At 47.8% G+C, this 19,766-nt stretch carries 19 protein-coding genes; 10 read left to right on the top strand and 9 right to left on the bottom strand.

What is annotated here, in order from left to right; genetic code table 11:
- Positions 1 to 78 precede the first annotated feature (78 nt).
- Positions 79 to 1,614 carry a RagB/SusD family nutrient uptake outer membrane protein gene (locus tag GJR95_RS09295; protein ID WP_162385603.1) on the top strand — a complete coding sequence of 512 codons (1,536 nt, stop codon included), beginning with the start codon at positions 79 to 81 and terminating at the stop codon, positions 1,612 to 1,614.
- A gap of 50 nt (positions 1,615 to 1,664) precedes the next feature.
- On the top strand, positions 1,665 to 2,930 hold the full coding sequence (locus tag GJR95_RS09290) for a YdcF family protein (protein WP_162385602.1): 1,266 nt from the start codon (positions 1,665 to 1,667) through the stop codon (positions 2,928 to 2,930).
- 57 nt (positions 2,931 to 2,987) lie between these two features.
- On the opposite strand, the gene GJR95_RS09285 is transcribed toward GJR95_RS09290, so the two are convergent.
- Together GJR95_RS09285 and GJR95_RS09280 are read right to left on the bottom strand one after the other, a co-directional pair.
- A complete protein-coding gene (locus GJR95_RS09285; RefSeq protein WP_162385601.1) occupies positions 2,988 to 3,962 on the bottom strand; it encodes a sugar phosphate isomerase/epimerase family protein in 975 nt (324 codons plus the stop codon).
- Between the two features lie 33 nt (positions 3,963 to 3,995).
- Positions 3,996 to 5,471, bottom strand: coding sequence for an APC family permease (locus tag GJR95_RS09280; protein ID WP_162385600.1), 1,476 nt, complete (start codon positions 5,469 to 5,471; stop codon positions 3,996 to 3,998).
- A 169-nt stretch (positions 5,472 to 5,640) separates the two neighbouring features.
- Between GJR95_RS09280 and GJR95_RS09275 the strand changes: the two genes are divergently transcribed.
- Entirely contained in the window at positions 5,641 to 6,189 is a 549-nt protein-coding gene (locus GJR95_RS09275) for an RNA polymerase sigma factor (RefSeq protein WP_162385599.1), read from the top strand.
- The gene (locus tag GJR95_RS09270) at positions 6,186 to 6,794 is read left to right on the top strand and encodes a cupin domain-containing protein (RefSeq protein WP_162385598.1); all 609 of its coding nucleotides are present in this window, start codon (positions 6,186 to 6,188) and stop codon (positions 6,792 to 6,794) included. Before GJR95_RS09275 ends, GJR95_RS09270 begins: the two co-directional genes overlap by 4 nt.
- 73 nt (positions 6,795 to 6,867) lie before the next feature.
- Here the strand turns inward: GJR95_RS09270 and GJR95_RS09265 are convergent, their stop codons facing one another.
- A complete protein-coding gene (locus GJR95_RS09265; RefSeq protein ID WP_162385597.1) occupies positions 6,868 to 7,914 on the bottom strand; it encodes a sensor histidine kinase in 1,047 nt (348 codons plus the stop codon).
- 1 nt (position 7,915) lies between these two features.
- Complete coding sequence (locus GJR95_RS09260; RefSeq protein ID WP_162385596.1) at positions 7,916 to 8,683, bottom strand: LytR/AlgR family response regulator transcription factor; 768 nt, start codon at positions 8,681 to 8,683, stop codon at positions 7,916 to 7,918.
- A gap of 312 nt (positions 8,684 to 8,995) precedes the next feature.
- Here GJR95_RS09260 and GJR95_RS09255 point away from each other — a divergent pair, with 312 nt between their 5' ends.
- Complete coding sequence (locus GJR95_RS09255; RefSeq protein ID WP_162385595.1) at positions 8,996 to 9,409, top strand: hypothetical protein; 414 nt, start codon at positions 8,996 to 8,998, stop codon at positions 9,407 to 9,409.
- Positions 9,410 to 9,871: 462 nt separating this feature from the next.
- Here GJR95_RS09255 and GJR95_RS09250 read toward each other — a convergent pair whose 3' ends face one another.
- Both GJR95_RS09250 and GJR95_RS09245 read right to left on the bottom strand, forming a co-directional pair.
- Positions 9,872 to 12,235 carry a glycoside hydrolase family 20 protein gene (locus GJR95_RS09250; protein ID WP_162385594.1) on the bottom strand — a complete coding sequence of 788 codons (2,364 nt, stop codon included), beginning with the start codon at positions 12,233 to 12,235 and terminating at the stop codon, positions 9,872 to 9,874.
- A 112-nt stretch (positions 12,236 to 12,347) separates the two neighbouring features.
- Positions 12,348 to 13,067 carry a hypothetical protein gene (locus tag GJR95_RS09245; protein ID WP_162385593.1) on the bottom strand — a complete coding sequence of 240 codons (720 nt, stop codon included), beginning with the start codon at positions 13,065 to 13,067 and terminating at the stop codon, positions 12,348 to 12,350.
- 145 nt (positions 13,068 to 13,212) lie between these two features.
- On the opposite strand from GJR95_RS09245, the gene GJR95_RS09240 reads away from it, so the two are divergent.
- Positions 13,213 to 13,842, top strand: coding sequence for a DUF6134 family protein (locus tag GJR95_RS09240; RefSeq protein ID WP_162385592.1), 630 nt, complete (start codon positions 13,213 to 13,215; stop codon positions 13,840 to 13,842).
- A 103-nt stretch (positions 13,843 to 13,945) separates the two neighbouring features.
- Positions 13,946 to 15,277, top strand: coding sequence for a lytic transglycosylase domain-containing protein (locus tag GJR95_RS09235; protein ID WP_162385591.1), 1,332 nt, complete (start codon positions 13,946 to 13,948; stop codon positions 15,275 to 15,277).
- A gap of 82 nt (positions 15,278 to 15,359) precedes the next feature.
- Here GJR95_RS09235 and GJR95_RS09230 read toward each other — a convergent pair whose 3' ends face one another.
- Entirely contained in the window at positions 15,360 to 16,310 is a 951-nt protein-coding gene (locus GJR95_RS09230) for a homoserine kinase (protein ID WP_162385590.1), read from the bottom strand.
- 226 nt (positions 16,311 to 16,536) lie between these two features.
- Here GJR95_RS09230 and GJR95_RS09225 point away from each other — a divergent pair, with 226 nt between their 5' ends.
- From GJR95_RS09225 to GJR95_RS09215, 3 genes are all read left to right on the top strand, one after another.
- Positions 16,537 to 17,883, top strand: a complete 1,347-nt coding sequence (locus GJR95_RS09225; protein WP_162385589.1) for a peptidoglycan DD-metalloendopeptidase family protein — start codon at positions 16,537 to 16,539, stop codon at positions 17,881 to 17,883.
- A gap of 77 nt (positions 17,884 to 17,960) precedes the next feature.
- Positions 17,961 to 18,317 carry a DUF6686 family protein gene (locus GJR95_RS09220; RefSeq protein WP_162385588.1) on the top strand — a complete coding sequence of 119 codons (357 nt, stop codon included), beginning with the start codon at positions 17,961 to 17,963 and terminating at the stop codon, positions 18,315 to 18,317.
- Between the two features lie 112 nt (positions 18,318 to 18,429).
- Positions 18,430 to 18,963 carry a ferritin gene (locus GJR95_RS09215; RefSeq protein ID WP_162385587.1) on the top strand — a complete coding sequence of 178 codons (534 nt, stop codon included), beginning with the start codon at positions 18,430 to 18,432 and terminating at the stop codon, positions 18,961 to 18,963.
- Between the two features lie 104 nt (positions 18,964 to 19,067).
- On the opposite strand, the gene GJR95_RS09210 is transcribed toward GJR95_RS09215, so the two are convergent.
- Positions 19,068 to 19,298 carry a hypothetical protein gene (locus GJR95_RS09210; RefSeq protein ID WP_162385586.1) on the bottom strand — a complete coding sequence of 77 codons (231 nt, stop codon included), beginning with the start codon at positions 19,296 to 19,298 and terminating at the stop codon, positions 19,068 to 19,070.
- A 13-nt stretch (positions 19,299 to 19,311) separates the two neighbouring features.
- Complete coding sequence (locus GJR95_RS09205) at positions 19,312 to 19,656, bottom strand: DUF6686 family protein (RefSeq protein WP_162385585.1); 345 nt, start codon at positions 19,654 to 19,656, stop codon at positions 19,312 to 19,314.
- Positions 19,657 to 19,766 lie beyond the last annotated feature (110 nt).

Raw genomic sequence — 19,766 nt, 5'->3', positions numbered from 1 at the left:
AATACCGGGCTTTGTCAGATGAATAATGAGGATCTCTATCCAGTGTTCATCTGACACGGTTCACTGGCCAACATAATCATGAACTTTAGATCATCACTTCGATACATACCCCTGCTGACGCTGTTTTTGCTAGGATCGTGCAGTCAGGATTTTCTGGTTGAAACCAACCCCAATGCCATTGCAACGGCGGATTATTACAAAACCGAGAATGACGTACTGTTGGCACTAAACGGCGTATATAATGCCCTGCGCGACAATAGTGGCATTGCCGAAGGAAGTGGGCTTTATTCGGAAGAACGCTCCGACAACACCGGGCGGAACGACAATCAGTCAAACGCCGGAGAGCCGTTTCAGTTTAACGCATTCGCGATTTTACCGAGCAATTCCTACCTGCAAACGCACTGGACGTCGTTGTATCAGACCATTACCCGCGCCAACTATGTGCTGGCTGGCTCCGAAACCGTGACCTACGCCAAAGCGGATACGAAAGTCCAGTATCAGGCCGAAGCCAAATTTATTCGGGCCCTGATTTATTTCCATCTGGTACGGAAATGGGGTGATGTACCGCTTGTCACAAAGCCACTCACCACTACCGACGATGTGATGACGAATACCTTTCGCGAGAAAAAAGAAAAGGTCTACGCTCAGATTGTAGCCGATCTGACAGACGTGATCAATAGTTCGCTACCCGACGTTCGGACATCGGCCGATAAGGGACGCGTTTCGAAAGTGGCCGGTAATGCGCTGTTAGGACAGGTATACCTGACCATGGCAACGACGCTCGATCAGGCTAATCGGGCAGCTAACCTCAATCAGGCCAAGACCTATTTGACCAATGCCTACAGCAAGCGTACGTTCGGACTGCTGAAAGAAATTCCATATGCCGACGTGTTCGATGTGAGCAAAAAGACGGCCAATCCCGAAGCGATTTTTCAGATTGTCTATAAGCAGGGCGACATTAACTATTCGTCGAGCATCGCAGCAAACAATCAGGCGCAGGGCGAAACGATCAACTCACTGAAAACCGCAACGGGCGTTGGCGGTAACGTGACGCCCGATCTGGTAAAAGATTATGAAGAAGGGGATTTGCGGAAAGATTTTTCGATCAAATACGCGAATGCCGCTGTGGTGAAAGACTATTTCATCACCAAGTTCCGGGATGCGAGTTCAACGGCTGGCACGAGTGGCTACGGCGGAAACGACTGGCTGCTGATTCGCTACGCTGACGTGATTCTGATGCTGGCCGAGGTGAATCTGTATCTCGGTGACGAGGCTACGGCTATTAGTTTGCTTGATCAGGTACGCGACCGGGCAAAGCTGCCGCTTTATGCCGTTGCGAAAAGCAATGCGGCCTATAGTGCGAAATACCCAACGCTCAAACTTGCTATTCTGCACGAACGTCGCGTTGAACTGGCCTTCGAAAACCAGCGCTGGTTCGACTTACTTCGGTTCTTTGCCCCCGATGAACTGGTAACGTATTTCCGTGCCAAATCCCAGGCCGATTTTGGAGCAGCTCAGCTAACCAACTTTGGTCCGAAAGATTATTATTATCCGATTCCGTTCAATGAATACAAACTGAATCCAACCGGGATGGCCCAGAATCCTGGGTATTAAAACATGTTGACAATGGGAGGGATGCTTTCAGCGTCCCTCTTTTTTATACCATGAACAAGAAACTTTTTATTGGGCTGCTTTGCAGTACATTTCATACCCTTCTGGCTCAATCACCAAACGGGTTTCAGCCAGCCTACCGCCTGTTGAGTACGGAGAATAAAGTGGCTGATAAAAACTATTATTTGCTCACGGTTATTCAGCGCACACCGGCAGTACAGAAATTGCTCAAGCGGGATACTACACTTCAAACCATACTGCGCAAACGGGCCGATCTAATCAAAGCACATGCCCAGGATACCTGTCGAACGCCGGGCTCACTGATGACCGGATTCCGCTGGTCGACCAATGATTCGCTTCAGGTTATCACAGCGATGCAGACCCTCTATGCACAAAACAACGATATATTCGATAAACTCGTCAATAATCACCTCCGACCATCAGGTACGTACCAACGCTTCACCAATCTGCCTAACAAAGAGTTGCTGATGCGGGCCTGGGGGCAATATATACTTGGTATTAACTACAGTATCGACCAGTTTGGCTTAGGAAAAAAAATGCGGTATCCACGTATCGACTCGGCCAATTACCCCGTTAATGGGCGCTACTACGGGACCGTTCTGAAAGATTTGTTTGCTTATCTGGCCGAACAGGCCGATACAATGACACTATTTTACCAACCTTCGCTGGCGGTAGCGATGCAATTGATGGATGTAAACGATCGCGACGAACCCGCCCGGCACGAACCGATGGAACATCGTGACAACCAGAAGGCATATGCACAGGTGAAACAGACAATCTGGAAAAACTACAGATACGCGGCTATCGTCGTACCTGGTAACGGACCCGAGCTTACGACGACGCCCCTTAGTCCACTCAATAAAATGCGGCTGGATTTGGTTGCTGGTCGATATCGAAAAGGATGGGCACCGTTCATTGTGGTGAGTGGGGGTTATTGTTATCCCTTTCGCGGACCGTATGCAGAAGCTGTCGAAATGAAGAAATACCTGATTAAGAGACATGCCATTCCTGAATTCGCTATCATCATCGACCCTCACGCCCGACATACAACGACCAATCTTCGGAACGCCAACCGGTTGATGATCCGGTATGGTTTTCCAGCCGATAAAATTTGCGTATTTACAACGACACAAAGCCAGACAGAGTACGCCAATAATACAGCCTTCGACGAGCGTAACCGCCGGGAGTTAGGCTATCTGCCGTATCGAGACAAGAAACGCATTTCACTGCACGACATCGAATTTTACCCGACGCTGGAAAGCCTGCATATGGACCCCAATGATCCACTTGATCCGTAGTTATTTACGTCGCATGCTACACTGACAATGCCATTTGGCCCGTTATTTTAGCTGCCTTTAGTCCAGTTGGGCCGCTTTAAGAAAGCCACGAAGCGTTTGTAGATCGTGCTTTATGGCGGCTAAAACGGTTTCCCTGGGCATGGTAAGCTGCCGTTGGCCCGTGTCGGCCCCGCCCAGCGGAAACTCGTAATGGATTGACATTGGTCCCGAAAAACTGTATTGTTTCAGGAGCGCGAAGTACGCCTTGAAATCGACCATACCTTCGCCAAGTGGCACAACCTGATCGTGCCATTTATCGGATTTCTTCACCCAGATAAAATCCTTGATGTCAATGCACCGGATGTGTGCTTTCAGAACATCTAATCCATTGACCCACGACATGCCGCCTTCTGCAACGGCGTGTTTGATATCGTACTGACAGCCCAGCCAGCGAGGGTCGATGTCTTTGATGAGCTCCCACAAATCCCAGACCGCTGCCCCAACTCGTGTGCCGGCATGATTCTGATAGGCACCGTGAATCCCATATTTCTGGTTCAAAGCCGCCAGTTTCTGCAACTGCTCTTTATAACGGTCGAGGCTTTGGGCAACCCCTAAAGCCCGGTCGTAATTCAGGTAAGCTGTCCGGTAATTAGGAATGCCAAGTCTGGTTGCCGTTTTTAAGATCGGTTCGGTAAGCGGATCGTCCGGACTAATCACGTCAGTCGTGATCATGGGTACGTCTAAACCTGCTGTCCGAATAACCGATACGGCTTTGGGTAGATCGTCTACAACACGTTCGGGGGCAACATGCCCACCTTTCCGAACGGTCAGATCTACGCCGGAAAATCCCAGATTAGCGGCCGTTTCAGCCATTTCTGGTATGGATAACCAGTGCAGATGTTTGGAGAATATACAGATTGTTGAACCCTTGCCAGCCATCGGAGGCAAGGGCTCAGTGGCCGCAAAGTCCAGTGAAGGCAGTACTAGCCCGGCTGTCGCTACCGAACCCATAAATTGCCGTCTGCTTATAAAATGGGCTTGCTCTGTTCTCATCGATCACGGGGACAGAATCTGGCTTTAGGCAGGCTATCGCCCTCGAGTTGTGAGGTAATAAACCGGAATCCCTAACCCTGCAATTAACAGGCCCATACCTGTATTGAAGGTTTTGGTGTAAAGCAGAATAGCACAAATAGTCAGTGCTGCAATGATATAGAGCGCTGGCACAAGCGGATAACCGAACGCACGGTAAGGCCGCTCTGCATTTGGTTCGGTACGCCGAAGCCGGAACAGACCCGCAATAGTGACCATGTAGAAAAGGAGCGATGCAAACGTGCAGTAATCGAGCAGATCGCCATATTTCCCGGAAAGACACAGAATGGATGCCCAGATGCACTGAAGCCATAATGCCCGGCCCGGAACGGCATTTTTGTTGAGGTGCGATGCCTGCTTGATAAACAGACCATCTTTAGCCATCGCATAATAGAGTCGTGCTCCGGCCAGAATCAATCCATTATTACAACCAAAGGTCGAAATCATGATCAGAACGGCCATGATCGCAACGGCTACATTTCCGAAAACTGTTTCGACGGCCGCCGTTGCAACACGGTCGGCGTCGGCAAACTGGATGCCCCGGCCTACAATGTCCGTAGCTGTTGGTAAGCCTTTGAGAGGCAACAGAGAAAGGTAGGAAACGTTAGCCAGGAAATAGATCGTTGTGACAATGAGCGTCCCGAAAAACAGAGCGAGCGGAATATTTCGGCGCGGATTTTTGATTTCTCCGGCAATGAACGTTACGTTGTTCCAGGCATCGGCCGAAAATAAAGAGCCAATCATGGAGGTGCCAAAAGCGAGAATCAGGGCCATGCCCGCTAACGGAATAACGTCGCCCGTAGCCGATGTGCTGCTCGCATCCCAGGCATTGCTGAGGTTGGTTGAGAGCAAGCCACTGCTCAGTCCGATCGTAATTCCGATGACAATCAAACCAAGCAGAGCAATCAATTTGGCCGATGTAAACACGTTTTGAATCAATTTGCCACTCTGTACGCCCCGGCTGTTTAGCCAGGTAAGTAATACCAGGCTGGCAATGGCGAAGAGTGAGCCCAGTGTAACTTTAACCGGCCCCAGCGCCAGTAAAACATTGTCGGGACCCAATGCCGGGATAAAGACCGCGGTGTATTTTGTGAAGGCTACCGCTACGGCCGCAATGGTGCCCGTCTGGATGACCATAAAAACGGTCCATCCGTATACGAAGCCCGTCAGGTGGCCATAAGCACGTTGAATGTAAATGTACTGCCCGCCTGCTTTGGGCATCATGCCTGCCAGTTCGCCATAGCTGAGTGCTGCGGCCACCGTTAACACGCCGGTTAATACCCAAAGCATCAGCAGCCAACCCGATGAACCGAGGTTACGGGCCATGTCGGCAGTGACTATAAAAACACCCGAACCGATCATCGAACCCGAAACAATCAGGGTAGAGTCGATCAGGCTCAGTGAGCGTTTAAATTCGGTTGGTTCTGTGGTCTCATTGACCGACGAAACGGGTTGAGGTACGTTTTCTGACATTGAAGAAGAAGATATATTGACAAGAAGCGGTCTATTGTGCAAAAAAACAAACCTTTGCCCGTAAATGCCTAGTAACCGCATACTAAAAATTCTGGGAGTCGGCTTGATACCAGAATTTATTTTGCATGTTAGCGCCTGATTAACCCGCTATTTATAAGGATGATTATTTATGAAAAAGCCACCGACTATTCCTGAGGATGAACTGGTTGAGGCTCTGAAAGCCCGTAGCCAGAAGGCATATTCTGTTCTTTATGACAGATATGCGCCTACCTTGCTGGCTATCATCTGCAAAGTAGTGAAAGATAATGACGAAGCCGAAAATGTTCTTCAGGATACATTCGTAAAAATATGGAGACACATTGATAGTTATGATGCCGGTAAGGGGCGGCTTTTTACGTGGATACTAAACATTGCCCGTAATACGGGCATCAATTTCCTGCGTTCGCAACGAAATTCGGATCATACCGACATCCAAACACTGGCCGATAGTGTACATACAGATAGGAACGCTATATCCGATGCAATCAATGTTAATCACATTGGCGTAAGCGACACCGTAGCCCGGCTCGACCCGAAGCTTCGCCAGATGATTGACCTGATTTATTTTGAAGGCTATACTCAACAGGAGGTAGCCGACCATTTGAAAATGCCATTAGGTACGGTTAAAACCCGTACCCGTATGGCATTGCAACAACTGAAAGACCTATTTGACCGATGAGATTTAACGAGCAGGAATACCTCCAGTCCGATCAACTTGAACAGTATTGTTTAGGATTACTTAGCCCTGATGAAGCCGCGGAGTTAGAACAGTTAGCGCGTACTTATCCGGCCATTCGCGATGAGCTGGACCGGCTTACGTTGCTATTGGCCAATTATGCTATCGACGAACCCGTTACGCCCAGCCCGGCTCTGAAAAGCCGGGTGATGATGACACTGAGCCAACTTGGAGAAACGCCAACGTTCGATTTAAACAATTTGCCGCTCATTAATGCCTTCTCCGATGCTGACCAGTGGCAGCGGACGGTTGAAGCGATTCAGCCTCCCGAAACGTACAAAAATATCTTCGGTCATGTGCTCCGGCAGGATCAGGAAGCGGAACTGTTTTTAGTCTGGGTGCGCCACAGCATCAATCCAGAAGATCATCACGATGAGCAGGAGAGTTTCCTGATTCTGGAGGGTCGTTGCGAATGCTCCATCGGTGGAGAGCTGGTGCAATTATCGGCGGGCGATTACCTGTCGGTTCCGCTTGATCTGGAGCATACTGTTCGGGTTATTTCCGAAACACCCGTTAAAGCCATCATTCAGCGGTTGAAAGCCGCATAACGTAGGTTGTCAGATCGTTTTTTGACGGTAGTAGCAACACCCCGAAAGTCCAGAATTTTCGGGGTGTTGCTATTCATCCGGCAGCTACAATTTCCAGAGCGGGTGAGATTAAAGGCACGCGGACCAGAAACTTCTCGTCGTCGTGATGTACTATAACCGACGAATGATCCAGTAGCTTATACTTCATCATGATGTTCTGCAACCCAATCTGATTAGACGGAACGGCCAGTTTCTTTTTCTGCAAATTGTTTTCCACATACAGGTTATTGTCCTGAGTGTAGAGCCTGATTGTTAGCGGGCGATTCACCGAAATGACGTTGTGCTTAATGGCATTCTCGAAAAGAATCTGTAGGGTCAGCGGTGGAATCAGGTAGCGCATGTAAGTCCCTTCCACTGTATTTTCCATAAAAATGCCGTCCCCGTAGCGGGTTTTAAGCAAGTGGAAATAGGCGTTAATGAATGAAATTTCGTCAATAAGCGGGCACAGATCACGATTATTCTGCTGGAGCAAATAGCGGTATACCGACGAGAGTTCATCGAGAAATCGCTCGGCCTGTTCGGCATCGCTGGTGATCAGCGATGATAACGAGTTCAGGTTGTTGAACAGGAAGTGCGGATTTATCTGGGTTTTCAGTGAATCGAGCTGACTTTGAAGGTTCACTTTCTTTAATTCCTGCGCTTCGGTAAACGACACTTTCCAGCGTTGATACAGATAAACCCCTTCGTAGTAGGCTGCAACCTGGATCGTTCCGACGACCGATACGAGGGTATTGAAAAAATAGGGCTTAAAAAGCAGGTAGTCTTCCGATGGCCAGAGCCCTATGATATGGTAGAAAAACGTTTGCGTAATTCGGATGATACTCGAAAAAATAAAAAACCAGATGAGCTGATACAATACCCGCTGGCGGGTTTGGGCGAGTTCGGGATAATGTCGGCGCGACAGGATAATGCCCCATCGATTCAATTCCCAGACAATAATGGTTCCCAGGGTGAAAAAGAACGGAATACGCCAGTCGTCGGGGTATGGCATGTTGGTATAGCCATACATCATCCACTGACCCGCCAGGGCCAGCAACGGAACACCGACAATGCGCATCCACTTATCGTTCAGTTTCTGCATTTTATCTGCTTAGCCATTCGGTAAATTCGCTGGCACGGTCGCGATTCACTAGTACTTCGTGTTCTATTCCAGGGTTCAGGTCTACTTTAAGCCGCCCGTTCAGGGAGTGATGAATACGCGAAATGGACATTGTCTGAACCAGGAATTCGTCATTAAGACGGAAAAAGAAAGCTGGGTCAAGTAGGTTCTCCAAATCGTTGAGGCCGTAATCGATCAGGTAGCTGGTTTTGTTTTTACCACACAGATAGGTTGCCTTACCTCTGGTATAAAAATAGGCAATATCGGCTGTATCAATGGGAATCATTTGCTGGTCATGATTTACCAGAAACTGACTCCTGGCGGTTTCCTGCCAATTCTGTTTTTTGAGATCATCGATAAGTAGACCAATATCGATTGCGGTAACATGCCTGACTACGGATGCCTGTTGAAATTTATGGAGTGCCTGGTCTAATTCCTCTTTTTTGATTGGCTTAAGCAGATAATGCAGACTATTACCTCTGAATGATTTAATCGCAGATTCATCGTAGGAGGTGGTAAAAATAACCGGGCAAGTGATCGTAACCAGATTGAAGATTTCAAAGCTCTGCCCATCTGCCAGTTCAATGTCCATCAAAATCAGGTCGGGCTGAGGGTGCGTCTGGAGCCACTCAACGGTTGATTCAATACCATCAGTAACGCCGATTACGTCAGCAGGATACTCGCTCAGGCTCAGTAACTTCATTAACTTCTGAACGGCCAGAAATTCGTCCTCAACAATCAGGATGTCCATAGTTCTAAAATTATACGCCTTTGAATTAAAGACCAATTTTCTCCTCGAAAAATGCACCAGGCGGTAAGGCGGGATAAATAAGGCTTGAACCGTAATTCTGACCGCCTGGATTGAAAATATGTGTTGACAACACGCTCTATATTCGTAAGGAGAGCAGGTTATAGATTCCTTCGTATTGCGATTCAAGGGGTAGTTCTCGTGGGTTATACAGTGAATTCTACCAGTTGTTCATTGACGTTGGCTAGCCGTATTGAAGGCACCTACTTTTGTATCGTTCAATCGAACAAGAAACAAACAACAACAAATAAGCTAATGAAAACTTTCCTCTATTCTGTCGTATTGGCGCTGATTTTACTCGGTGCATTTTGTGGACTTCTGCTTCTTACGGCCCAATCAGCCAATGCCCGTCCAACGGGTGATCGTCCAGACGAAGCATTTCGGACTGCTGTTTTTAAGGCACATAATCAAGCCATGGTTTATGTGCTGGTTGATAAGCTTAACGATCAACCTAGTGTTATTAAAATTAAAAATAAGAATGGCCAACTGGTATGGGATCAGGTTGTTTCTAAAAAAACAACCAAATTCCGACTCAAACTAAACCTGACTGAACTACCCGACGGTCAGTATACGGTTTCGGTTGTCAGCGGTAAGGACAAAATGGATTATCCCATTTTGTTGTCGACTTCGGCTCCGATCGATGCTAAACGCGAGATTGAAGTCAACTAGTTGACGGCATGTCTACAATGAATGTAGCTCAACGCTGATCATGATCCTCAATAACTAATCAGCCGCCCTGCTAAGTCAGGTAGCGGCTGATTTTTTTTGTTTAGGGTAGGGAGCCGATGTGAACTGGAGCGATTTCCTGAATTGATATTTGCCATCGTGTGCTTGATCCGCTGAAACCTGTATCACTTTTTAAGCTGTTGCCATAGGCGTCTGTGCTTAGTTGGCAGATAGGTATAACGCTGGATAAAGAAAAACAAATTGCTGAAATCCAATACTATATCGCTGGTGTAAATAGTAGTGAAATCCATTTTTCGCTAAACTATTTCCTTTAACCAATGAAAACGACACATACTAAGTCTACTCTCAATTCAGGTACACGTTTTCCGATAACTATATTGCTATGGGACATTGCCGGGCTAGTGATTTATGGGGGAATTGCCTCATTTCTATGCTGAGTCTGAATCACCTTACTTCAATCTCGTCCACCATTAACTGTGCTGCCTTGCCCGGATTCCGTAATCCGGCGGGCACCCGTCCGATGTTCCGGGCAATAATTCGTACGTAGCGGGATGTGATAGGGGAGAAGTCAAATGGTAATCGTACAAAGCCTCTTTTTCCGGATTCTGCAGCATTGGTTTTGGCCGTGAGTACGAGCTGGAACGTTTTTCCATCTTCCGAAACCGAGATTTCAACCTGTTTGGGTAGACAAACATTCTTCGCAGTGTATTTCAGGAAACCCACCCGAACGCTCTCGATCGACTTTGACTGGCCAAGGTCGATCACGGCGTTGATATCATTGCTGAACGACACGACACCAGCTACTTCGTAGCCTCCCATGCCGCCAGTAACGCCATCGGTCAGGCTGTAGTTTTTGTCGGGTCGCCCGGCGCTGGGCGCATTCAGAAGAGTGTATGGCTTTCCGGTCGCTTTCGAGACAATATAGTCTTTCCGCACTTTGGCTAGCTGACTCAATGGCGATCCGTCGGCAAACGTTGCCGCCCTGATCGTTGTTGATTTGTCTAAAACAAGCGTTTTTTCGTATTGGAGCGATTCGCCGGAAGGGATGCTACCGTCGAGTGTGTAGCGAATTTGCGGAGCCTGTTTGTCTGCTGATAGCGCAATCTCAACCTTTCCATCGGCCGTTGGTTTGGCGGAGAAAGATACGTCATAAAACGTGCGGGCATAATTAACGTTCAGCGTTGATAAACGCTCAAAGAGTACCGGTAATCGCCGGGTAAAATCCTCGTAATTTTTCTGGTTCAGTGGGGTCCAGACTACTTCGGCAAGGGCAGCGGCTCTGGGCCAGAGCATATAGTTCAGTTGATCCCAGGTACTGATATATTCCGTCCAGATATTGCCTTGTGCTCCCAGAATGTGGGTGGCTTCGGCGGTCGTTAGTTCGGGCGGTGTGGGGTTATACGAATACACTTTAGCCAAAGGTAGTGAACCGCCAAATCCCGTTGGTTCCTGCGCCGGATCGCCCTGAAAATGGTCGAAATAACAGAACTGGCCCGGTGTCATAATAACATCGTGTTGTTGGCGGGCGGCTTGTATGCCGCCTTTTATACCGCGCCAGCTCATTACTGTAGCGTTGGGCGATAACCGAATACTGGGCCCGTTTCCCTCCAGAATCTCATCCCAGCCAATTATTCGTCGACCTTTTGAGGTCACAAATTTGTCGATGCGGTTAATAAAATAGCTTTGCAGGCCATTCTCGTTTTTCAGCCCTTCGCGTTTAATTAGCTGCTGACAAAACGCATTCTTTTGCCATATCGTTTTAGGGCATTCATCCCCGCCGATATGAATGTATTTGCCCGGAAACAGATTTATTACTTCCGTCAGTACATCCTGCAAAAACGAGAATGTTTTTTCTGTTGGGCAGAATACATCATCAAAAACGCCCCATTTGGTCGCTACCTGATAGGGGCCGGGGGAGCAGGCCAGTTCAGGATAAGCGGCCAAAGCGGCCAGCGCATGACCGGGTAATTCGATTTCCGGGACCACATTAATATACCTGGAAGCAGCATAGCGAACAACTTCACGAACCTCGTCCTGCGTGTAATAGCCTCCATAGGGTTTTCCATCAAATACCTGTGGATCATAATCATCGTAGTGGCCGACAATGGTTTCGCGACGCTGTGCACCGATCTGCGTTAGTTTCGGGTACTTTTTAATCTCAATTCGCCAGCCCTGATCATCAGTTAAGTGCCAGTGGAAATTGTTAAACTTATGCATGGCCATCAGATCCAGGTATTTTTTGATCAACGGAACCGGAAAGAAATGCCGGCCAACGTCAAGGTGTAGCCCACGGTAACTATAGCGTGGCCGATCCTGAATGCGGCAGGCCGGAATCGAAAGCGTGGTCAGGTTTGTGGCCGGTACTGGATGTCTTGTCGCAAAAATCGCTGGTGGAAGCAATTGATACAGTGTTTGAACGGCGTAAAAAAAACCTTTAGGGCTCGACGCTTCAATGGTTATGAGTTTGTTGGTGGCGTCGATTCGGTAACCTTCGTCGCCAAGGGTTGTATCCGTAGAGGGGATGAACTCGATCAGATTTTCCGGCACCGTCAATTTATTGACATTGCGCACAGACAGGCTCATGCCGGTGCTACGATTCATGTGATTTGCCAATGTGTCGACTATCGCTTTGAGGTCGGGCTGGGCAATTGGCACGCCAATAGTAGTCGAACGACTGATGATAAACTCACCGGCACGGGGTTCGAGTTGGGCTGGACGAGGAATAATCGAGTAACGCTCAATCGATTGGCCAAAGGCGGATGTCAGCACCCAAAACAGGCCGAGAAACACAACAAGACGGTTCAACATAAACACAACAAAATGGCAGGTAGTAACCTATGGCATCAACGTGTAAAGGTATTCAAACCATATAGACGCACCTCATTCCAGTAAACTTCTTCTGGAAGGCCATATTGTTTTGTCAATTTATTGACGAAGACGTTTTCGGTGATTTTCGCCGAAACGCTTTGACTAAAAAATAGATGCCTCCTGCAAAAGCGCCTAATGCCAGTAAGCCAACCAATACGGCTGCAAGTCCCTGATTGGAGCAACTTAAATTACAAGCTAAACCAGCACCCAGAAAGGCCAGGCCCACACCCACTAGAAAAAGGAGGATGTAGGCTGCCGTATCGGCATTTGCCGGGCGTTGATTGTGCTTTTGGCGTGATAACCGTCGCTCTTCGCGTAGTGCTTTACGGGTGAGACGTGTGCTTCTATGGTTATCGGGATTTATCTCTTTCTGGTTTTCTACTCCATCGATGGCGCCTTCGACCCGACTACTGGCTGCCCATACTGAGAAACTGTTTTTTTGAGGAGTGACGAAATGCTGGCAACGATTGCCCAATACTATTGACAGTATAAAACTGGCTGTAAACAGATAGAATGAGCTTCGTACGCGTAAGTCGTAGCTTCCTGTTTTTGTCAGAAAGGGTGTTGCTGCTTGGCGAAAGTAGTTTTTCTCAATCGCTAGAGCACCTATCGCAATGGCAACTACACTAAGCTCAATGAGCAAGCCTGGAAGTGCCGGAAGGAAGCGAAAGCCAAAACGTACGCCTATCCAGCCTTTTATGATTTCCAGAATAATTATCAGCGAGATGGCCGACCATGAATGCTGGCGAGCCCAGTATGACAGTTTTTTCATTTTTTTTGCGTGGCCTGTGGATCTCTTGATCGTGAATAGTAATGGAATATATTGGCTAATAAATGTAAATAATATAACTTATCTTACTCTATAGTTTTGAGAAAGAATAGCATGATTAGGTTAGCAACGCCACTTTCTGTTCCTAATGAATCTGAAAATACCCTTTTTATCCTTACTGGTTTCAGTCTATCCTTTGAGCTTTGTTTATGCTCAAATCTCCGTTAATCCAGGGCCCGCCGAAACTCACCATTATGCCATTGAAATGGCCGGAATCCGCGTTGGAACGATGACTGCTATTCGCCAGCTACAGGCGGGTAATCGTACGACTTACACGCTTATCAGCGATGTGAACGTGTCATTATTGGTGTATACTGTGAAAATTTATTACAAGGTCATTAGCCAGTTCGAGGGCAAAAAACTAACGCTGTCAACCGTCGAAGCACACACAAATCGAGGTAATTACGCATCACGGACTGAATGGAAAGGTGATCATTATGACATCTCTGCCGACCAATACAAGTACAAACGGCAGGCAACGGAGTCGCAAAACATTGATTTTTCCGTTTCCTCATTGTACTTTTACGAACCTACTGGACGCAGCAGGGTGTATGCCGAGTACTTTGGCGATTATTTTGCCTTTACTCAAAAAGCTCCCGGAACATACCGAGCTATGCTCAATGACCGGGAAGATGAGTACCTCTACCAGAATGGTCGATTGGTAAAGGTGATTAAACATAACTCAATAAAGAATTTTGTAGTGCGGCTGCTGGATTAGTGCAGCAAAGACAGAACAGGAAGAGGAGCGAGATGCCGCAGAGTATCGATTGCCGTTCAACGTGAACGGCCGAAAAGCGTACCAATCGTACCCACTGTTGTCAATGACGAAACTGATCCTGATGGTTACAGCCGGAATCGGCTGCTTAATCACCCTTGCCAGCCTGTCGGCCGTTGCCCAAACCAGCCATTTTCTAGCGCTCAATACGAGCAATCTGTCCTCTGAAGCTTCATTTTCTTCCAAAATCAACCTTGAGAAGGTTGTTAATTTTTGCGGAGAAAATCTGCCTACAAATCACCCGGCAATTTCTACGCACTGGACCCGAACCCTTATTCGGCAAGCCGCATTGGCCAGTAGCCTGACTTTGCTTAAACGTAGGGCTGCCGTCGTATTTCCGCTGATTGAACCAATCCTTAAACAGTATCGAATTCCGTCTGATTTTAAGTTTCTACCACTTCTTGAAAGCGCTGTAACAAACCGGGCTGTTTCACGGAAAGGCGCGGCTGGTTTCTGGCAGCTAATGCCTCAGACAGCACAGTCGTTGGGTTTGAGCGTATCGCGTCGCCATGATGAACGGTTTAACCTTCGCAAAGCAACTCATGCTGCCTGCCGCTATCTCAATGAATTGTACGATCAACTGGGCTCCTGGATGCTGGTAGCAACGGCATACAATGCCGGGCCGAATTATATCCAGCAATTGAGCCGTAAACATCCCGATGTTCATCCAATGGCATTGCCCTACCGGGCTGCCGAAACCAGAGCCTATCTATTTCAGACTGTGGCAATTAAAGAATTACTTACCCGGCCGGAAGCTTATCATGACCACTTAAGCAGTCATCATATTGCGGCTCTGAGTGATTCTGAAACGCCCGTTCCTTCCTCGGAGCGAGCGTCTATTCTGGCATCATTCGACATAGATGAAGCCACAATGTCGGCTGCTGTTGAAAGCCAGTCAGGAGAAACGGAACTGGCATTTATTGCTGATTCGACTACAACGGTCGTACTGTTAACCGAAGATGAGTCTTCTGTGGATGGAGTGGAATCGACAAATTCGGTAAGTAGTCCGATGGATGTCCCGCAGAAACTCAGTAGCGGCCAACCTGTTTCGTCCGAAGTAACGGTTCAGTCAGATCGACTGGTTACCAGGAGTTTAAGCGAGGGTTCTTTGACCGAAGGGCAGTTGTATATATTTCAGGTTGTGCAGCCTGTTACGATCAATGAACGGGCTTTTGCCGTTGGCGATGTAATTCATGCCCACGTCGAATTGGTCGATGCGGCATCGGGGCGAGTTTTTTTGCGTACAGACCGTCTTATAACTGCGCAGACCCAGGAAACAATCCCGTTAAAATTAGTCGCTACCGAGCAGCCAAAGCATCCGGGCGTTGCTGTTCCATCCCGGATTGATGGGTGGCGATTAACGTGGGAGCAACTTTAGTTTTTAATACAGTACAAACGGTAACGGGGTGATTGGACTTAGCTAAATCCAATCACCCCGTTACCGTTTGTACCAGTTTTTTTCAATGAACAACCTCGTGACTAGCCAGCACTTTAGGGCCTTGCCGGTTGATTTCTGAGACGTATGCTTCGCTCGTGATGCTCGCCGACAGGAAGGCCTGTTGCATGGCCGCGCCAACATGCTCGGCGGTCCGGGCATCGCGGCTAAGTGCAAACATCGATGGACCTGACCCCGAAATACTGCATCCCAACGCACCGTTTTCCAAAGCAGCCTGCTTCACTTCATTAAATTCCGGAATCAGGATAGAACGTACAGGTTCAATAATGACATCGACCAGCGAACGACTGATCAGCCCATAGTCGGGTGTCATCAGACCAGCAATCAGACCGGCCACGTTACCCATCTGTATGATTGTGTTCTTTAGCGAGACTTCATTTTTCAGAATGAACCTCGCATCTTTTGTATTAACTTCAATGTCAGGATGAACGATTGTACAGAATAACGTTGCCGGCGTTTCAATGCGAACGACATCAAGCGGTTGATAACTCCGAATAACGACAAAGCCGCCCAGTAAAGACGGCGCGACATTATCGGCATGGGCTGAACCACAGGCGATTCGCTCACCCTCCATAGCGAAGGGTAATAGTTTTATCGTTGGCAATGGCCGACCAAGCAATTCATTGATGGCATAAACACCAGCTACAGCGCTGGCTGCACTAGAGCCTAATCCACTGCCGAGCGGCATTTGTTTTCGCAGCACCACATCAACACCAACATCCGTTCGGTTAATGTGCTGAAGGTACGACTGAATGGCGATGCCAGCCGTATTACGGCCTGTCTCGCGAGGTAGTCGGCCTTCATCACCAATGATGTCGGTAATCCGAACCCCTGGTTCTGGGTTGGCAGTCAGGGTAATCTGGTCGCCGGGATTATCGACAGCAAAACCAAAAATATCAAAACCGCAAGCCACATTGGCTACGGTAGCAGGAGCAAATACTGTAATTGAATCCACGATGGAAGAGGGAGCAACGTCGCCACAAATTTAGCGTTTTAGGCCGGAAAATCAATTTCTCTGCTTCCTCGCCTAAAACAACGTAGCCAGACAACCTATTTTTTATCAAAGGTTTAGCGAGCCGAGTTATCGATCCGTTCGGGGTTTAAAGTTGCAGTACTTTGGTCAGCCAGGAATTTGAAGAAATATTACCCATGCATTAGTCGTTTAATACTATAGTTTTACTATGGATTTTAAGTCGTTATTCCGTTTTTTTTATACATGTGTGGGGGCAGTTGCCCTACATGCCTGCACGGGTATTGGTCCCGCTACAAATTTATTCCGCCCATCGTCTCCACATGACCAGTACGGCCAATCGCTGAAAGAAGCCAAACTCGAACAAACGGCATTGGGCGCTGATTGGGTTGCGGCTGGCGAACGGGCGTTACAGGATTCGCTTACGATCTCGATTCCGTATCGTGAACGGGGTTATTTTTCGGCTAATAAACCCACTGCAGTTGGTTACCGGATGAGTGCCCAGCGTGGTGATCGGTTTCTGGTACGTGTTGAAACGCAGGGCCAGAAAGATATGCAGGTATTTATTGATATTTTCGCGTTGGACGACCACAACCGGACCAGCCTGATAGCGGCCTCAAAAGCCGATACGAACGTGCTGGCCTGGGAACCCCGACGGACACAGAAATTTCTGATTCGTATCCAGTCTGAATTACTGAGAAGTGGTAGCTATACTATTTCTATTACACGGGAACCGGCACTTAGCTTTCCCGTTCAAGGCCGGGATAGTCGCCAGATCAGCAGCTTTTTTGGCGCATCACGCGATGCAGGGCGAAGGCGGCACGAAGGTGTCGACATATTCGCACCCCGAGGAACGCCTGCTGTTGCATCGGTTGATGGCATTATTACGAGTGTCAGTACAAACAGCTTAGGTGGAAATGTGGTGTTTCTGTCTGATAATCAACGTAACATTCGGTTGTATTATGCTCACCTGGATCGATGGAATGTCAATGCAGGCCAGCATGTAACCATAGGTGATACAATTGGGTTTGTTGGCAATACGGGTAACGCCCGTACAACGGGGCCTCATCTGCATTTTGGTATATACGGGTTTAGTGATGGAGCTACAGATCCCCTTCCGTTTATCCGACTCGGCCGTGGACCAGCTCGTCAGGCGCTGCTGACTGTATCTCGATTAGGTGATTCAATACGGGTTTCGTCAGCTCGTACCTTTGTTCGATCTGCGCCTTCCAGCGATGCCAGCATGGTCAATGAACTGAGCAAATCGACGGCGCTGATGATTATTGGCGGTACTGAAGCCTGGCTCCGTGTTGAACTCCCCAATGGACAAACCGGCTACGTGGCCAGTAATACAACTGAACCCATGCAACGTCCGCTTCGTCGCTGGGCTCTTACTGCACCATCTGATTTGCTGGATGCGGCCGACAGACGGGCAGCTGCCATGAAGACCTTACCAACCGGTTACTCTGTCGATGTACTGTCTACATTCGCTGGTTTTCAACTCGTTCGTGGTACCGATGGGCATACGGGCTGGTTAGCTCCTACAACTGCTCCGTAACTGCGGCATAAATTATTATTTAGAAGTGCTCTAAATTACGAGTTGCTTTGTATATTTGTGCATCATTTAGCGTGATCATGACGAGTAACCTACCGGCAACGTACCAGGTAATATTTAAAACAGATAAAGGGGTTGTTTATCAGTGCGATGCATCGAATCGGCTGATTCTTGAATTCTGGGACACCCACACAGCACTATCGGCGCGCGATTTTACCCATTTTCGGCGCATGGTCGAAACGGTCGACATTCGGCAGATGGCTCTGAGCACTGATGCTGCTTATGATCTCGAAATTTTGACGCCACCCCGCTCTGAGCGCTGCTATGTACTTACCCTCTGTGAGATTGTTCACCTGCGTGAATTGCTCAATGGAGCTAAACTTATGCTGGAGCTTAATGCCATGCTTCGTGAGTGTGGTTGTTCGTTAGCAGAATAACTATATATAGACTTCTTCTAAATTTTCTGATAATCAACCGGCTGTGTAACAATGGCCGGTTTTTTGTTGTTTTTTTGTTAATAAATTATCTCACCGCATACGGTAGCACACTATGAAAGACCTAGCAAGACTTCGTACGTCAATCAAGGAAAGCGTCGAATTAGCCCTAAACCAGCAGATACAAATGGAACTGATTTCTTCATCGAAATACCTGGCGATGGCGGGCTGGTGCGACCGTAACGGGCTGGACTATAGCGCAGGCTTCTTCTATAAACAGTCAGAAGAAGAGCGTAAGCATGGCATGAAGCTTTTTCATTATCTCTGCGATCAGGGAGCAACGGCTTATTCGCCTGAAATACCGGCAGTAAGTCAGGAGTTTGATTCGTTGCGTACAGTCTTCGAAGCAGCATTAGACCAGGAAATTGCAGTTACGGATTCAATCAATCGCATTATCGGTATCTGCCGTCGTGAAAACGATTATACTACTGAAGAACTCCTGAAGTGGTACGTGAAAGAGCAGATGGAAGAAGAGTATATCGCCCGTCGGTGCCTTGATCTTTTCGATCAGATTCCTGCTGATCAACTCTATTATCTGGATAAAAAAGTATCAAGCGTTACGTATCCCGATAACGTTTTTGAAGGGTAATTTTTTGCGAAAAAATAAAAGCGGCACTCTATCCGGGTGCCGCTTTTTTGTTAGAGGGAAGGTGAACTATAAATACTAAACAAAGGTCGATACAGTGAGAATGATTAGTTCAATACAGCACACTGTAGACCGGCTCGTGTCAGAAGCCGGATTATGTCGGACTCGGTGAGTGAGTTTGTTTCGATTCGCAGGACGCAGTCACAATCCTCAAGATCAATGCTCCAGCGACACACAGCATCGGCAGCTTGCCCCCGCAGTTTGCACAACTGGCAGGCCACCTGATGGACCCGTTGGTCGGTATTGATGTTGGTTCGAAAAACAAGTACGTTTAGCATACACCATACCGGGTTAATTCTGTGCGTTGCGGAGCATTTCGAACCAATGTAGCCGGGCTACAGCCTGGTTGAGCATCTTTCTTAGTTCAATCAGCTCATTTACCCGAAAACTGAAACTCAGGTAGCGGGAAGGTGTACTGAGATGAATGCGGTCTTCGTGCGGATGAGCATCGAAATAGGCCTTCGTATCAATGCTTCTTACATTCCATTCCAAAGCCAGAAAATCGTCGTAACAAAGCCATTGCGTGATGTTATTGAATTGTAAGGCGATATTATGCGTATCATCAGATGCCGTATGCCCATAGAGCACAATGCGTCCACTAGTAGATTCTGATAAAAGGTGACATTGACATATCATACGAGTTGAGATTTATAGAACGTTCTGTTTATATAGCTTCAACCGCAGCGATCTGGTGGGCAGTGGCTGGTTAAGGGCTAAACAGAACAGTGTTGTTCGAAGCATGATTT

The organism is Spirosoma endbachense (genome assembly GCF_010233585.1).
Lineage (GTDB): Bacteria > Bacteroidota > Bacteroidia > Cytophagales > Spirosomataceae > Spirosoma > Spirosoma endbachense.
This window is presented reverse-complemented; position numbering and strand designations above follow the sequence as displayed.

Excerpts from the sequence above, each read along its gene's own strand:
- GJR95_RS09295 (WP_162385603.1), top strand. The coding sequence starts at position 79 with ATGAACTTTAGATCATCACTTCGATACATACCCCTGCTGACGCTGTTT.
- GJR95_RS09290 (WP_162385602.1), top strand. The coding sequence starts at position 1,665 with ATGAACAAGAAACTTTTTATTGGGCTGCTTTGCAGTACATTTCATACC.
- GJR95_RS09285 (WP_162385601.1), bottom strand. The coding sequence starts at position 3,962 with ATGAGAACAGAGCAAGCCCATTTTATAAGCAGACGGCAATTTATGGGT.
- GJR95_RS09280 (WP_162385600.1), bottom strand. The coding sequence starts at position 5,471 with ATGTCAGAAAACGTACCTCAACCCGTTTCGTCGGTCAATGAGACCACA.
- GJR95_RS09275 (WP_162385599.1), top strand. The coding sequence starts at position 5,641 with ATGAAAAAGCCACCGACTATTCCTGAGGATGAACTGGTTGAGGCTCTG.
- GJR95_RS09270 (WP_162385598.1), top strand. The coding sequence starts at position 6,186 with ATGAGATTTAACGAGCAGGAATACCTCCAGTCCGATCAACTTGAACAG.
- GJR95_RS09265 (WP_162385597.1), bottom strand. The coding sequence starts at position 7,914 with ATGCAGAAACTGAACGATAAGTGGATGCGCATTGTCGGTGTTCCGTTG.
- GJR95_RS09260 (WP_162385596.1), bottom strand. The coding sequence starts at position 8,683 with ATGGACATCCTGATTGTTGAGGACGAATTTCTGGCCGTTCAGAAGTTA.
- GJR95_RS09255 (WP_162385595.1), top strand. The coding sequence starts at position 8,996 with ATGAAAACTTTCCTCTATTCTGTCGTATTGGCGCTGATTTTACTCGGT.
- GJR95_RS09250 (WP_162385594.1), bottom strand. The coding sequence starts at position 12,235 with ATGTTGAACCGTCTTGTTGTGTTTCTCGGCCTGTTTTGGGTGCTGACA.
- GJR95_RS09245 (WP_162385593.1), bottom strand. The coding sequence starts at position 13,067 with ATGAAAAAACTGTCATACTGGGCTCGCCAGCATTCATGGTCGGCCATC.
- GJR95_RS09240 (WP_162385592.1), top strand. The coding sequence starts at position 13,213 with ATGAATCTGAAAATACCCTTTTTATCCTTACTGGTTTCAGTCTATCCT.
- GJR95_RS09235 (WP_162385591.1), top strand. The coding sequence starts at position 13,946 with ATGACGAAACTGATCCTGATGGTTACAGCCGGAATCGGCTGCTTAATC.
- GJR95_RS09225 (WP_162385589.1), top strand. The coding sequence starts at position 16,537 with ATGGATTTTAAGTCGTTATTCCGTTTTTTTTATACATGTGTGGGGGCA.
- GJR95_RS09220 (WP_162385588.1), top strand. The coding sequence starts at position 17,961 with ATGACGAGTAACCTACCGGCAACGTACCAGGTAATATTTAAAACAGAT.
- GJR95_RS09215 (WP_162385587.1), top strand. The coding sequence starts at position 18,430 with ATGAAAGACCTAGCAAGACTTCGTACGTCAATCAAGGAAAGCGTCGAA.
- GJR95_RS09210 (WP_162385586.1), bottom strand. The coding sequence starts at position 19,298 with ATGCTAAACGTACTTGTTTTTCGAACCAACATCAATACCGACCAACGG.
- GJR95_RS09205 (WP_162385585.1), bottom strand. The coding sequence starts at position 19,656 with ATGATATGTCAATGTCACCTTTTATCAGAATCTACTAGTGGACGCATT.